Origin of the sequence: Nonomuraea corallina, from assembly GCF_027620315.1 — a bacterium.
Lineage (GTDB): Bacteria > Actinomycetota > Actinomycetes > Streptosporangiales > Streptosporangiaceae > Nonomuraea > Nonomuraea corallina.
Genome location: NZ_JAPNNL010000092.1, coordinates 15101 through 27268 on the forward strand (window position 1 = coordinate 15101; position 12168 = coordinate 27268).

14 protein-coding genes are annotated in these 12168 nt (G+C 72.2%); 8 read left to right on the forward strand and 6 right to left on the reverse strand.

The features are described from left to right. Nucleotides 1-19: 19 nt before the first annotated feature. The 4 genes from OUY22_RS21890 to OUY22_RS21905 form a co-directional block, all read right to left on the reverse strand. Nucleotides 20-1129: an L-2-amino-thiazoline-4-carboxylic acid hydrolase gene (locus OUY22_RS21890; RefSeq protein WP_270156948.1), complete on the reverse strand. Its 1110-nt coding sequence runs from the start codon at nt 1127-1129 to the stop codon at nt 20-22. Beyond that, entirely contained in the window at nt 1126-2364 is a 1239-nt protein-coding gene (locus tag OUY22_RS21895; RefSeq protein WP_270156949.1) for a metal-dependent hydrolase family protein, read from the reverse strand. Before OUY22_RS21895 ends, OUY22_RS21890 begins: the two co-directional genes overlap by 4 nt. Continuing rightward, entirely contained in the window at nt 2364-3251 is an 888-nt protein-coding gene (locus OUY22_RS21900; protein WP_270156950.1) for a dimethylsulfonioproprionate lyase family protein, read from the reverse strand. The genes OUY22_RS21895 and OUY22_RS21900 overlap by 1 nt, the downstream gene beginning before the upstream one ends. Before the next feature lie 211 nt (nt 3252-3462). After that, on the reverse strand, nt 3463-4077 hold the full coding sequence (locus OUY22_RS21905; protein ID WP_270156951.1) for a helix-turn-helix domain-containing protein: 615 nt from the start codon (nt 4075-4077) through the stop codon (nt 3463-3465). A gap of 85 nt (nt 4078-4162) precedes the next feature. Here OUY22_RS21905 and OUY22_RS21910 point away from each other — a divergent pair, with 85 nt between their 5' ends. From OUY22_RS21910 to OUY22_RS21920, 3 genes are all read left to right on the forward strand, one after another. Further along, on the forward strand, nt 4163-4789 hold the full coding sequence (locus tag OUY22_RS21910) for an SAM-dependent methyltransferase (RefSeq protein ID WP_270156952.1): 627 nt from the start codon (nt 4163-4165) through the stop codon (nt 4787-4789). A gap of 126 nt (nt 4790-4915) precedes the next feature. Further along, nucleotides 4916-5725: a hypothetical protein gene (locus OUY22_RS21915; protein WP_270156953.1), complete on the forward strand. Its 810-nt coding sequence runs from the start codon at nt 4916-4918 to the stop codon at nt 5723-5725. After that, nucleotides 5722-6105, forward strand: a complete 384-nt coding sequence (locus tag OUY22_RS21920; protein ID WP_270156954.1) for a GntR family transcriptional regulator — start codon at nt 5722-5724, stop codon at nt 6103-6105. Before OUY22_RS21915 ends, OUY22_RS21920 begins: the two co-directional genes overlap by 4 nt. Nucleotides 6106-6286: 181 nt before the next feature. On the opposite strand, the gene OUY22_RS21925 is transcribed toward OUY22_RS21920, so the two are convergent. Together OUY22_RS21925 and OUY22_RS21930 are read right to left on the reverse strand one after the other, a co-directional pair. Beyond that, a complete protein-coding gene (locus tag OUY22_RS21925) occupies nt 6287-7492 on the reverse strand; it encodes an acyl-CoA dehydrogenase family protein (RefSeq protein ID WP_270156955.1) in 1206 nt (401 codons plus the stop codon). Nucleotide 7493: 1 nt separating this feature from the next. Next, nucleotides 7494-8258, reverse strand: coding sequence for a phosphotransferase family protein (locus OUY22_RS21930; protein WP_333486762.1), 765 nt, complete (start codon nt 8256-8258; stop codon nt 7494-7496). Here OUY22_RS21930 and OUY22_RS21935 point away from each other — a divergent pair. The 5 genes from OUY22_RS21935 to OUY22_RS21955 all read left to right on the forward strand — a co-directional run bounded on the left by OUY22_RS21935 (nt 8229) and on the right by OUY22_RS21955 (nt 12089). Then, complete coding sequence (locus tag OUY22_RS21935) at nt 8229-8714, forward strand: VOC family protein (RefSeq protein ID WP_270156958.1); 486 nt, start codon at nt 8229-8231, stop codon at nt 8712-8714. The genes OUY22_RS21930 and OUY22_RS21935 overlap by 30 nt on opposite strands. Before the next feature lie 137 nt (nt 8715-8851). Then, complete coding sequence (locus OUY22_RS21940) at nt 8852-9724, forward strand: branched-chain amino acid ABC transporter permease (RefSeq protein WP_270156959.1); 873 nt, start codon at nt 8852-8854, stop codon at nt 9722-9724. Then, the gene (locus tag OUY22_RS21945; protein ID WP_270156960.1) at nt 9717-10622 is read left to right on the forward strand and encodes a branched-chain amino acid ABC transporter permease; all 906 of its coding nucleotides are present in this window, start codon (nt 9717-9719) and stop codon (nt 10620-10622) included. Before OUY22_RS21940 ends, OUY22_RS21945 begins: the two co-directional genes overlap by 8 nt. Beyond that, a complete protein-coding gene (locus tag OUY22_RS21950) occupies nt 10619-11407 on the forward strand; it encodes an ABC transporter ATP-binding protein (RefSeq protein ID WP_270156961.1) in 789 nt (262 codons plus the stop codon). The genes OUY22_RS21945 and OUY22_RS21950 overlap by 4 nt, the downstream gene beginning before the upstream one ends. Beyond that, nucleotides 11394-12089 (forward strand): ABC transporter ATP-binding protein, encoded by a 696-nt coding sequence (locus tag OUY22_RS21955; RefSeq protein WP_270156962.1) that lies wholly within the window; start codon nt 11394-11396, stop codon nt 12087-12089. Before OUY22_RS21950 ends, OUY22_RS21955 begins: the two co-directional genes overlap by 14 nt. Nucleotides 12090-12168 lie beyond the last annotated feature (79 nt).

The following is a 12168-nucleotide window of genomic DNA, read 5'->3' on the forward strand; positions in this document are numbered from 1 at the left end:
ATGGGTTTTTGACGTGCCCTCACCCCAGACGGTCGAACTCCTCGGGCGTGGGGTCGTCCTCGGTGAGCAGCCCCGGCACGGTGAAGCGGAACCTGCAGACCTGGTCGCCGCGCGACTTCACCGACGTCCACCGCACCTCGGTCTCCGGGTTGTAGCCCTGGAACAGCCCCCGATGGTTGGAGGAGTCGAACAGGTAACCCAGCCGCAGGCCCTCCTCGCCCTCCGACGACCAGATCTCCGCCAGCGGGCAGTAGGTGCAGTCGAGGTAGTACGCCCCGTCGCTGATGTGCTGCCGCTCCCTGAAGACGAAGACCGCCTCGCTCGGGTCGCGCTCCTGCAGGCCGTCGGTGCTGCCGAAGTTGGCCATGGTCAGCGGCTTGCCGAGCGCCAGGATGCGGTCGCGGATGGCCTCGCCCCGGTCGGCGCCGAAACGGTACGCCGCCTGCCGGACCGTCTCCTCGCCGGAGGCGTCGTAGGCCCGCACCAGCTCCCGCGACACGTACATCTGCATCGCCGCGAGCAGGCCGGTGGTACGGCGGGTCACCTCGATCAGCCGGAACGGGTCCGCCGCGAGGGCGCCGAGACGGGGGGCGCGCTGCGCGGGGTCGGTGCCCGTGACGCGCAGGCGCCAGGGGGCCGCGGCGGCGTCGTCGGCTTCGAGGACCACCCCGGCGCCGTAGCCCGCCGAGATGCCGGCGCACAGTTCCGGCCAGTAGAGGCGCAGGGCCGACAGCGCGGCGGCCTCACCGATCAGCTCGGTCAGGTAGGCCCGGCCGGGAGCCCGCGGCAGGGTCAGCACGACGGCCGGGCCCTCGGTGGCCACCGTGAGGTCGCCCTCAGCCGCGGCCAGCTCCCATTCGCCGCTGTCCCAGTGTTCGAGCAGCGCGGCGGGGTCGCGGCCGGTGACGAACGCGGCGGGCTGGTCGCGCATGGCCGTGCCGCGGAAGACGCCTTCCTCGCGCACTCCCCGGGCGATAGCCGCCAGTCCCGCGGCCCCGTGCTGGCTCTCCACCGCCTGGTGGAACACCTTCAGCATCAGCCAGTGGTAGTCCTGGAAGGAGCGCAGCGACGCCAGAGACGACGCTCCCCCCTCGTCCGCCCCGGTCGTGGTGATCTCTCCAGCGGTCATCGCGGGCCACCGTCCTCTGCTCGTTCGTACACGCGGCGGCCTGACTGCCACGTCTCGGTCACCCGGCCCCGCAGGCCGGAAAGGTCGGTCAGCTCGCCCTCCAGCAGCACCAGGTCCGCCGTCAGGCCCGGCGCGACCCGTCCGATCCGGTCCTGCAGGCCGAGCAGTTCCGCGGCCCGCGAGGTGGCCGCGGCCCACACCGCGTACGGGTGCAGCCCGCACTCCGCGAGCAGGGGGAGCTCGCGCAGGTTGTCGCCGTGCGGGCCGATGCCGGTGTCGGTGCCGAGCGCGACGTTGACGCCGGCCTCGATGGCGCGGGTGACGGCCTCCCGGTGCACGGACGCGACCTCCAGCGCCTTGTCGAGAACGGCGGGCTCGTGCAGCTCGCCGCGTTCTGCGGCCTCGATGACCGACATCGGCGCGATGAGCGTGGGCACCAGCCAGGTGCCGCGCTCCAGCATGAGCTCGATGGCCTCGTCGTCGAGGAAGATGCCGTGCTCGATGGAGCGGACCCCGGCGCGCACGGCGTTCTTGATGCCCTCCGCGCCCTGGGCGTGCGCCATCACGTGCACGTGCGCGGCGTCGGCCTCGGCCACCAGGGCGGCGAGCTCGTCCGGACGGAAGTGCGCGTGGCGCGGGTCGTCCGAAGGCGACAGCACGCCGCCCGTGGTGGCCACCTTGATGACGTCCGCGCCGGCGCGCAGCATGGTGCGGACCGTCCTGCGCATCTCGTCGGGGCCGTCGGCGATCCCCGAGGGCACGCCCGGGTGCTCGGGGAACAGGGCCAGGTCCAGGCCGCAGCTCAGGTGGCCGTCGTTGTGCCCGCCGGTCTGGCTGATCATGTTCACCGCGATCAGCGCGCGCGGTCCCTCGATCAGCCCGCGCGCCAGGGCCTGCTTGAGCCCGAGGTCCGCGCCGGCCGCGTCGCGCACGGTCGTGATGCCGGTCTCCAGCGTCTTGCGGCAGTTGACGACCGCCTGGAAGAAGTGCAGGGAGAACGGGTTGGAGACGCGGTTGACCAGGTTGATGTCGGAGAGCGTCAGGTGAACGTGCGTGTCGATCAGACCGGGCAGGATGACCCTGCCGGTCGCGTCCACCACGCGGGCGTCGTCGCCGGCGGTGAGGCCGGGGCCGACCGCGGCGATCACGCCGTCCTCGACGAGCACGTCCGCGTGCTCGGGAGCGGCGCCCGTGCCGTCGAAGACCCGGCCGCCGGTGAAGAGGATGACGGCCATCAGACGTGGAATCCCCGGCGCGGTCCCGTCTCCAGCGGCCGGCGCGGCGGCGTGGAGTAGACCGGCTCCAGCGGCTCCCACGCCCAGGTGCCGTCGCACGCGTCGAGCGTGTAGAACCAGTACATGCGCAGCTCGGAGTCGGCGGTGTCGATGCCGTGCGGCGCCCACGCCGGCACGTAGACGGTGTCGCCGGGCGCCACCTCGTAGGCGTCGTCGCCCACGTAGATGGTCGCGGTGCCCTCCAGCACGTGATAGATCTCCGCCGGGGCGTGGCGGTGGATGGTGTAGTGCAGGTGCGGGTCGACTCCGGCCGTGCCGATCACGAACTCCTTGGTGCCGTTCGCCGGTTCGAGCAGGTAGCGGCAGCGCAGCCGCATCCCCTTCGACGGCTCGACCGGGACCCACGTGACCATGTCCTCGGCGACCGCCCACCGGTCGAACAGGCCGGAGGACGGCGCCGTGTTCGGGTTCACGCCCGCTTCCAGCGCGGTGTCGGGCAGCAGCCGCGAGGTCACGGTCTTGTCGTGGCCGCCGGTGGCGTAGGCGACGAAGAACCGCGCGGGCCCGGTGCCGATGTTGGCCAGGGAGTGCGCCTCGCCGGGCGGGAAGTAGGCGGCGCCGGGGGCCGCCAGTTCCACCGAACCGCCCGGACGCCAGAGCCGCAGCGTCCCCTCGGCGAGGAAGATCGCTTCCGCGTGCCCGTTGCTGTGCGTCGGCACGACCTGGCCGGGAGCGATCGTGACCTCGCCGAAGGTGATGTCCTCGTCGGCGCCGAGCGTGTCGGGCAGCAGCCCGAGCACCTGCGCGTCACGGAACTCGGGCAGTTGATGAAGGTTGTCCCCGGAGACCGAGGCGGCTGACCGCGGGAAGTGCATCGAAGCGGGCAACAAAAGCTCCCATAGCCACAGTTATCGGGCATTTAACCCGTTTGCGCCGACATGCTAGGCGGGGAGCTCTATCACGGGGACTGGGTATTCGTCGTGAGGATCCGGCGCGCGGCGCAACATCTGTCGAGGGGCGCCTTCCCGGAAGGGCCGCCGCACAGCCTGGGCGCTCGATGCGCAGATCATGGAGTCCTCTTGACGCGACGGGCGGCGATCAGGAGTGCGCCGTCCCGCCGGCCGGGGGAGGGGGCCGATGCGGGTCGGCGTGGATGTGCGTACGCATCCCCTGCGGGTCGAACAGGATCAGGAGCTCGACCACGCCGCCGTCGGCGCTGCCCAGCCAGTGCGGCACGGACGTGTCGAACTCCGCCGCCTCACCGGCCGGCAGCGTCAGGTCGCGCTCGCCGAGGACGAGCCGCAGGCGCCCGTTGAGCACGTACAGCCATTCGAAGCCGTCGTGGGTCTTCAGGGCCGGCGCCCGCGGTTCCGGCTGCGCGGGGATGATCATCTTGAACGCCTGCACGCCGCCCGGCCGCCGGGACAGCGGCACGAAGGTCATCCCGAACCTCCGGATCGGCGTGAGATGGATCCGGGGATCGCCGGTGCGCGGGGCGCCCACCAGGTCGTCCAGCGGCACGTTGTAGGTGCGCGCCAAGGGCAGCAGCAGCTCCAGGGTCGCCCGGCGCTGCCCGCTCTCCAGCCGGGACAGGGTGCTCTCCGAGACGCCGGTCGTCGTCGCGAGGTCGGCGAGGGTGATGCCGCGGTGGCGGCGCAGCGCCCGTAGCCGCGGCCCCACGGCGTCGAGCACCTCGTTCAGTTCGTGGTCCACGACCATCACCTTGCCATAATCGCAACTTTTCGTGCCATGTTGAGGGTTCCTGGTGAGACTGGGCGGACCGACGAAAGGAGTCGAGATGAACGCCACCGACGCGGTCACCTTCTGGGACGGCGTGTACGCGGCCCGGCCGCCGGCAGCCGCCCCGCGGCCGAACGCCCGGCTCACCGAAACGGTCGCGGGCCTGCCGCCCGGCGACGCGCTGGATCTCGGATGCGGCGACGGCGGTGACGCCCTGTGGCTCGCCGGCCGGGGCTGGCGCGTCACCGCCGCCGACCTCTCCGCCGTGGCGGTCGAGCGGCTCACGGCCCTCGCCCGCGCGCGCGGCCTGGGCGACCGCGTCACCGCCGTACGGCACGACCTGCGCGGCCCCTTCCCGTACGGCGCGTTCGACCTGATCAGCGCCCACTACCTGCACACCCCCTTCGACCTGGACAGGACGGCCGTCCTGCGCTCGGCCGCGCACGGGCTGCGCCGCGACGGGCGGCTGCTGGTCGTCGACCACGGCTCGACCGCGCCGTGGTCGTGGAACCAGGACCCCGACGTCCGGCACCCGAGTCCCGAGGAGGTCGCCGCGGACCTCGACCTGGACGCGGCGACCTGGACGGTCGAGCGGGCCGACGCGCCCCGCAGGATCGCCACCGGACCGGACGGGCGCACCGCCGAAGTCACCGACCACGTTCTCCTCATCCGCCGCGTCACCTGACCGCGGGAGCAGCCACACCATGCCCGCCGCCACGTCTCACCCAGCCCCCTCTTGCGACGCTGTGTTGACTTTGTCGCAAGTTATGACTCACTATGGTGAGACAAAGCTTGCGACAAAGGAGGCGCCATGTCCCGTGACCCGTCGCCGGACTCCGGTCCGCCGGCGCGTACGGCCGAGCTGCGGCTGGCGAGCGAGTGGCTCGCCCAGCACGACCTGCCCGGCGCCCGCCCGACCCCGCTGCTGGCCGGCCGGCTGGCGGTCCGCAGACGCGCCCGCCTCGCCGCCCACGTCCTCCTGACCGTGCTGATCCTGGCGAGCACGCTCGCCGCGACCTCCGCCTTCGGCGGGGTGACGACGCCCCGCCCTCTCGTGGCCCTGGCCGCGCTGGTGGCCGGTCTGCTGCTCGCCCAGTCGCTGCTCGACCGGTGGGTGCGGCGTGTCGACCGGCGGGCGGGCGCGACGCTGTCCCGCAGGGCCGCCCACCTCATCCAGCCCGGCTGGCGGGCCGTGCTCGGCCGGCCGTTCGCCGTCTTCGCGGCGGCCACGTTCGCCGGCGGTATGGCGCTGGCCGGGAGCGCCCTCGCCGTTCCCGACCCGGCGGTGCGGCAGTCGGCCGTCGTCCTGCTCATCGGCCTGCTCGGCGTGACGGCCGTCATCGCCCTGCGACTGCGCCACCTGATCAGGCATCCGGTCGTGGCGGAGGACGCCGAGTCGCTGACCGCCGACGTCATCATGCGGGTCGAGGACGCCCGCGACCTCACCGTGCCGAGCGTGCAGTGGTCGCTGCCCGTCCTGATGCTCTTCGGCATCGCGCCCGGCTGGTGGAGCGCCGCCTCGGTCGCGTACCTGCTCTCCGCTCTGGCCGCGGGCATCGTGCTGCACGCCAGGACGCCGCCGAGCGCGACAGTGGCCCGGCGGGTCGTGGCCCTGCGATGATCGTCATCGACGCGGCGTCACCGGTGCCGCCGTTCGAGCAACTGCGGGCCCAGCTCGCCCGGCAGATCCAGGACCGCACGCTCGCCGTGGGCGCCCGGTTGCCGACCATCCGCAAACTCGCGGCCGACCTGGGCCTGGCCGTCAACACGGTCGGCCGGGCCTACCGGGAGCTGGAGGAGGCCGGGCTGATCGAGACGCGGGGGCGGGCGGGCTCGTACGTGTCGGCCGCGGGCGAGGCGGGCCTGGAGCGGGCCCGCCGGGCCGCCGCCGACTACGCGGCCGTGATCGCCGGCGTCGGCATCGACGCGGACGAGGCGATCCGCATCGTACGGGCGGCTCTGACCTCCGGCACGGCCACTCCGTCCTCGCCACGACCATGACTCGGGCCGTGACCTTCAGGGGCACGGGGCCGGCACCTGAGCCGCGCGACGACTATGCGGGGTTCAGCCCTGGACCGCGAGCGCTGCTGGAGGACGTCCGCGACGCGCTTCAAGCCCTGACCGCCGGGCCCGCCGTCCCTCTCCCTCAGGTCAGAGGGAGAGGGACGGCCCCGGCTGACGCTCAGCCGACGTACGGCGGGGTGTGCCTGAGCTCCATGCGGGCGATGGTGCGGCGGTGGACGGCGTCGGGGCCGTCGACGATGCGCAGGGCCCTGGCCCAGGCGTAGAAGTAGGCCAGCGGGGTGTCGTCGGAGATGCCGGCGGCGCCGAACAGCTCGATCGCGCGGTCGATGACGGCGCAGGCCATGGCCGGCGCGGCGACCTTGATGGCGGCGATCTCCTTACGGGCGCCCTTGGCGCCGTGCTGGTCGATCTTCCAGGCGGCGTCGTAGACGAGCAGCCTGGCCTGGTCGATGTCGATGCGGGACTGCGCGATCGCGTCCTGCACGTTGGCCTGGTCGGCGAGGCGCTTGCCGAAGGCGACCCGGCTCTTGGCGCGGTCGGCCATCAGGGCCAGGGCGCGCTCGGCCATGCCGATGGCGCGCATGGCGTGGTGGATGCGGCCCGGCCCCAGCCGGGCCTGGGAGATCAGGAAGCCGTCGCCTTCTCCGGCGAGCAGGTTGGCCGCGGGGACGCGGACGTCGCGGAAGACGATCTCGGAGTGGCCGTGCTGGTCCTGGTAGCCGAAGAGCGGCAGGTGCCGCTCGATGCTGAGACCAGGGGTGTCGCGGGGGACCAGCACCATCGACTGCTGGCGGTGGGTGTCGGCATCGGGATCGGTCTTGCCCATCACGATGAAGATCTCGCAGCGGGCGTCGGCCACGCCGGTGATGAACCACTTGCGGCCGTTGATGACGTACTCGTCGCCGTCGCGGACGATCCGCGTCTCGATGTTGGTGGCGTCCGAGCTGGCGACCTCAGGCTCGGTCATCGCGAACGCCGAGCGGATCCGCCCCTCCAGGAGCGGCTCCAGCCACCGTTCACGCTGCTCGGGAGTGGCGAACAGCTCGAGGGTCTCCATGTTGCCGGTGTCGGGCGCCTGGCAGTTGATCGCCTCGGGGGCGATCACCGGCGACCAGCCGGAGATCTCGGCGACGGCGGCGTACTCCACGTTGGACAGCCCCGACAGCTTGGGCAGGAAGAGGTTCCACAGCCCGCGCCGACGCGCCTCGGCCTTGAGGTCCTCCATCACCGGCGGGTGCTCGTGCGGCCCGTGCTCGGCGAGGTACGCCGCCCACACCGGCTCGGCGGGGAACACGTGGGACCGCATGAAGTCCCACATCTCCTCGCAGGTCCGCTGGGCCTTGGGGGAGAGGGCGAAATCCATCTCAATGCTCCTTCAGATGGTCGAGTCCTTCGGCGCCCAGCCGCAGGACGAGGTCGTCCAGGTCGCCGAAATCCTGTCCGCCCATCGCGCCGGCTCTGGAGCGTACGGAGACGCCCTGGGCGATGACGGCGAACTTGAAGCGGGCGAACGCCAGGTACCACGTCATGTCGGCGAGGTCGACGCCCGCCGTGATGGCGTACCGGTCGAGCATCTCGGCGCGGGTGGGGAAGCCCGGCAGGTGCGAGACGCCGGGGATCAGGCTGATGCCGTCGTCGCCGGCCTCGCGCCAGTAGAGCATCAGCAGGGCGACGTCGCTCAGCGGGTCGCCGAGAGTCGACAGCTCCCAGTCGAGTACGGCGTTGATCCGCCCTGGGTCGCCCGCGTCGTAGATGACGTTGTCGGCCCGGAAGTCGCCGTGGACGATCGTGGCGCGCTGCTGCTCCGGCACGCCGGCGGCCAGCCGCCGGGCGAGCTCCTCCATCTCGGGGACCTCGTGGGTGCGGCTCTTGTCCCACTGGCCGGACCAGCGGCGGACCTGGCGCGCCATGAAACCCTCGGGGCGGCCGTAGTCACCGAGGCCGACCGCCGCGTAGTCGACGGCGTGCAGGGCGGCCATCGTGTCGGCGAGGGCGAACGCCATCGCCCGCCGCTCCCCGGGCGTGCCCCCCCCCCCCCCCCGCCGCCCGGGGCCCGGCCCCCGCCGCCGCCGTTCCCGCACGGAGAAAGGACTCCCACGATGACTCTGGGCATCACCCACCTCGTCCACGCCAACGTGGTCTGCACGGACTTCGACCGGTCGTTCGACTTCTACACCCGCGTGCTCGGCGCCCGCCTGCTCGGGCAGGTCTTCGAGTTCGACGCCGGGGCGGACTTCCAGGCGATCCTGGAGGTCACGGGCTCGGTGCGCTGCAAGGCCGCGCTGCTCACCTGGAGCGACGACGACGCCGCCACCTACCTCGACCTGCTGTGCTTCCTCGACGAACGCGGCGAACCCGTCCACCGCACGGCCAGGCAGCCCGGCCTGGCCCGGCTGGGCCTGCGCGTCCGGGACCTGGCCGCCACGCAGGCCCGGCTGCGCGAGCACGGCGTGCCCGTGACGGCCGGGCCGGTCACGCTCACCCCGATGCCGGGCCGGCACCGCCACGTGCTGACGATCCGCGACCCGGACGGGACAATGCTCAACCTCATGGAGTTCCCCGAACTCGCCTCCGGGCGGGGATAACGGCCTGATCCGTCCCCTGATCGGGGCGGCGGGACACGTAACGGCGGTGATAACGAGCGGGCGACACGCTGGGCACCGATCTCGTCACACCACAGTCAGCCTGACCCCCAAGGCTGTGAGAGGGAGCGGAGGATGGTGTGCAGCAGACCATTAACGGCTTGGCCTTGGGCAGCACATACGCCCTGTTGGGCGTAGGTGTCACCTTGGTGTGGGGTGTCCTCGGCATCCTCAATTTCGCGCACGCGCAGATCCTCACCTGGGGCAGCTTCGCCGCCCTGGCGGCCCTGCACCTGGGCTTGCCGGTGCCGCTCGCCATCCTGGTGGGCATGGTGGCGGCGGGCTTGCTCTCCGTGCTCCTCGATCTGGCCGTCCTCGCCCCGCTCAGGGCCCGCAAGGCGCCCGAGTTCTCCTTCGTCGTCGCGACGATCGGGGTCTCGCTCGTGCTCACCACGATCCTGCGCACCTACACCGACGCGCAGACCGAGGCGTTCCCCCGGCAGGGCTTCCCGGTGGGGGCCTTCGAGGTGGCGGGGCAGAACGTGCCGCGGCTCCAGGTCGTCATGCTCGCGATCGCGATCGTGGCCATGGCCGGCCTCGCCTTCTGGCTGAACCGCACCAAATCGGGACGGGCCGTCCGGGCGGTCGCCCACAACCGGGAGACCGCCGAACTGCTCGGCGTCAACAGCCAGCTCGTCTTCTCCATCTGTTTCTTCGTCGCCGGAGGTCTCGCCGCCGTGGCGGGCATCTTCGTGGCGGCATCGGCGGCCCAGGTCTCCTACTCCTCCGGCGACGGTCTGCTGCTGGTCGCCTTCGCGGTCATCATCCTCGGCGGCATGGGCTCGGTGAAGGGCGCGATCGTCGGCGGCCTCGTGCTCGGCGTCATCGAGGTGTACGCGACCTCGTACGTCTCCAGCGTGTTCCGGGAGATCATCGCGTTCGCGACCATCCTGGCGGTGCTGGTCGCGCGGCCGTCCGGGTTCTTCGGCAAGAAGGAGGCCGCTCGTGTTTGACTGGCTCGAACCGCTCCAGCTCTTCCGGCTGGACACCGCTCTCATCCTCACCCTGCTCGTGGTGAGCGTGCACGTCACGTTCCGGGTCGGCATCATGTCGCTCGCCCCGATGGGGTTCGCCGCGGTCGGCGGCTACACGGCCGCGCTCATCTCCACCAGGACCGAGCTGCCCTTCGCCGTCGGGTTGCTGGCGGCGACCCTGTTCGCCGGGGCGATCGGCGCGCTGTTCGCGCCGCCGGTGCTGCGGCTGCGCGGCATCTACATGGCCCTCGGCAGCCTGGCACTCGCGCAGGCCATCGTGGTGCTGATCCGGATCAGCGACTTCACCAACGGGCCGAACGGCATCGCCGGCATCCCGGTCGAGGTCCGTACCGAGTATCTCGTCATCGCGCTGGTCGTGGCCTTCGTCGTGCTGGAGCTCGGCCACCGGTCCTACTTCGGGCGGGCCGCCAAGGCGGTGCGGCTGGACGAACGCACCGCCGAGGGCCTCGGGATCAACGTGTTCCGGGTGCGGTTCGTGGCCTTCACGGCCGCGGCCGCCATCGCCGGCTGCGCGGGCGCGCTGGAGGCGCACCGCACCATGGTGATCAGCCCCGACCAGTACGGCTTCGCCACGCTGGTGATCGTGTTCACGTACGTGCTGGTCGGCGGCAACGGGCACTGGGCCGGGCCGGTCCTGCTCACCTGGGGCCTGACGATCCTGCGCGACATGCTGCACGTCGCCGGCTCCTACTGGGAGGACATCGTCTACGGCGTCCTGCTCGTGCTGGTCCTGCTGGTCGCGCCGAACGGCCTGTCCGACCGATCCCTGTACCGGGGGCTGCGACGGCGATGGCGGGGCCGCGCGAACCCGTCCCCCACGATCGACGAGCCCGCGGAGAAGGTGGCGAGCCGATGACCGCACTGCTGGAACTGTCCGGGGTAAGCAAGCACTTCGGCGGCATGAAGGCCGTCGACGAGGTCTCCTTCACCGTGGCGGAGGGCACGGTCTGCGGCCTCATCGGGCCCAACGGCGCGGGCAAGACGACCGTCGTCAACCTCATCAGCGGCTATCTGCGGCCGACCGCAGGGACCATCCGGCTCGCCGGGACGGACGTGGCCGACCTGCGCCCGCACCGCCTCGCCGCCGCGGGGGTCGCCCGCACGTACCAGAACCTGCAGCTCTTCGAGGAGAGCACGGTCCTGGAGAACGTCCTCATCGGCCGTCACATGTCGTTCAAGGGCCGCCGCTGGCAGATGGGCCGCACGCGCAGGCGGGAGGAGGCCGAGCAGCACGAGGCGGCCCGGCGGATCATCGACCGCGTCGGCCTGGCCGGGGTGGTCGACGCCGACGTGGCCGAGCTCTCCTACGGCATGCGGCGGCGGGTCGAGATCGCGCGGGCGATGGCCACCGAACCCCGGCTGCTGCTCCTCGACGAACCCACGGCCGGGATGAACCGCAGCGAGTCCGACGAGATCGGCGAGCTCATCGGCTCGATCAACGCGGAGGGCGTGACCGTGCTGCTCGTCGACCACAACGTCCGGCTCGTCACCGAGGTCTGCCACCGGGTCGTCGTGCTCGACTGGGGCAGCGTCCTCACCGAGGCCGGGCCCACCGAGGTGTGGCAGGACCAGCGGGTCAAGACGGCCTATCTCGGCACCCATGACCGTCACGCAGTGGAGGCACCCGATGCTGGCCGTTGATTCCCTCGTCACCCGCTACGGCGCGGTGGAGGCGCTGCACGGGGTGAGCCTCACGGTCGGCCCCGGCGAGGCCGTCGCGATCGTCGGGCCGAACGGCGCCGGCAAGACCACTCTGCTGCGCACCATCTCCGGTCTGGTGCGGCCCGCCGCCGGGACCGTCGAGATCGACGGGCGGGTGATGGGACGCACGGCCGCGCACCGGATCGCCCGGCTCGGCGTCAGCCACGTGCCGGAGGGACGGGCCATCCTGTCCACGCTCAGCGTGCGGGACAACCTGCTCATGGGCGGCTACCGGCTGCCCGGCGGCGAGATCGAGAGCCGCATGGCCGAGATGATCGACCTGTTCCCGGTTCTCGGGCGCAAGCTCGACGACCTCGGCGGCGTGCTCTCCGGCGGCGAGCAGCAGATGCTGGCGATCGCGCGCGGGCTCATGGCCAAGCCGCGCCTCCTCATGATCGACGAGCCGTCGATGGGGCTGGCGCCGCGCATCGTCGGCGACGTGCTGGAGGCGCTGAAGCGGGTGGTCGCCAGCGGCACCGCCGTCCTGGTGGCGGAGCAGAACGCCGGTCTGGCGCTGGAGGTGGCCGACCGGGCCTACGTGATGGTCGTCGGCGAGGTCGTCACCTCCGGCCGCAGCGCCGACCTCGACGAGAACAGCCTCCTGGAGACCTACCTGGCCTGACGCGACCCGGGCCCGGTGGAAACGGCCCGGGGGGCGGGGGGGGCCCCCCCCCCCTGCGGCTGCCGGCCCACCGCCCCGC

Coding starts and splice junctions, on each gene's coding strand:
- OUY22_RS21910 (WP_270156952.1), top strand. CDS start 4,163: ATGAACGCCACCGACGCGGTCACCTTCTGGGACGGCGTGTACGCGGCC.
- OUY22_RS21915 (WP_270156953.1), top strand. CDS start 4,916: ATGTCCCGTGACCCGTCGCCGGACTCCGGTCCGCCGGCGCGTACGGCC.
- OUY22_RS21935 (WP_270156958.1), top strand. CDS start 8,229: ATGACTCTGGGCATCACCCACCTCGTCCACGCCAACGTGGTCTGCACG.
- OUY22_RS21920 (WP_270156954.1), top strand. CDS start 5,722: ATGATCGTCATCGACGCGGCGTCACCGGTGCCGCCGTTCGAGCAACTG.
- OUY22_RS21890 (WP_270156948.1), bottom strand. CDS start 1,129: ATGACCGCTGGAGAGATCACCACGACCGGGGCGGACGAGGGGGGAGCG.
- OUY22_RS21925 (WP_270156955.1), bottom strand. CDS start 7,492: ATGGATTTCGCCCTCTCCCCCAAGGCCCAGCGGACCTGCGAGGAGATG.
- OUY22_RS21950 (WP_270156961.1), top strand. CDS start 10,619: ATGACCGCACTGCTGGAACTGTCCGGGGTAAGCAAGCACTTCGGCGGC.
- OUY22_RS21955 (WP_270156962.1), top strand. CDS start 11,394: ATGCTGGCCGTTGATTCCCTCGTCACCCGCTACGGCGCGGTGGAGGCG.
- OUY22_RS21895 (WP_270156949.1), bottom strand. CDS start 2,364: ATGGCCGTCATCCTCTTCACCGGCGGCCGGGTCTTCGACGGCACGGGC.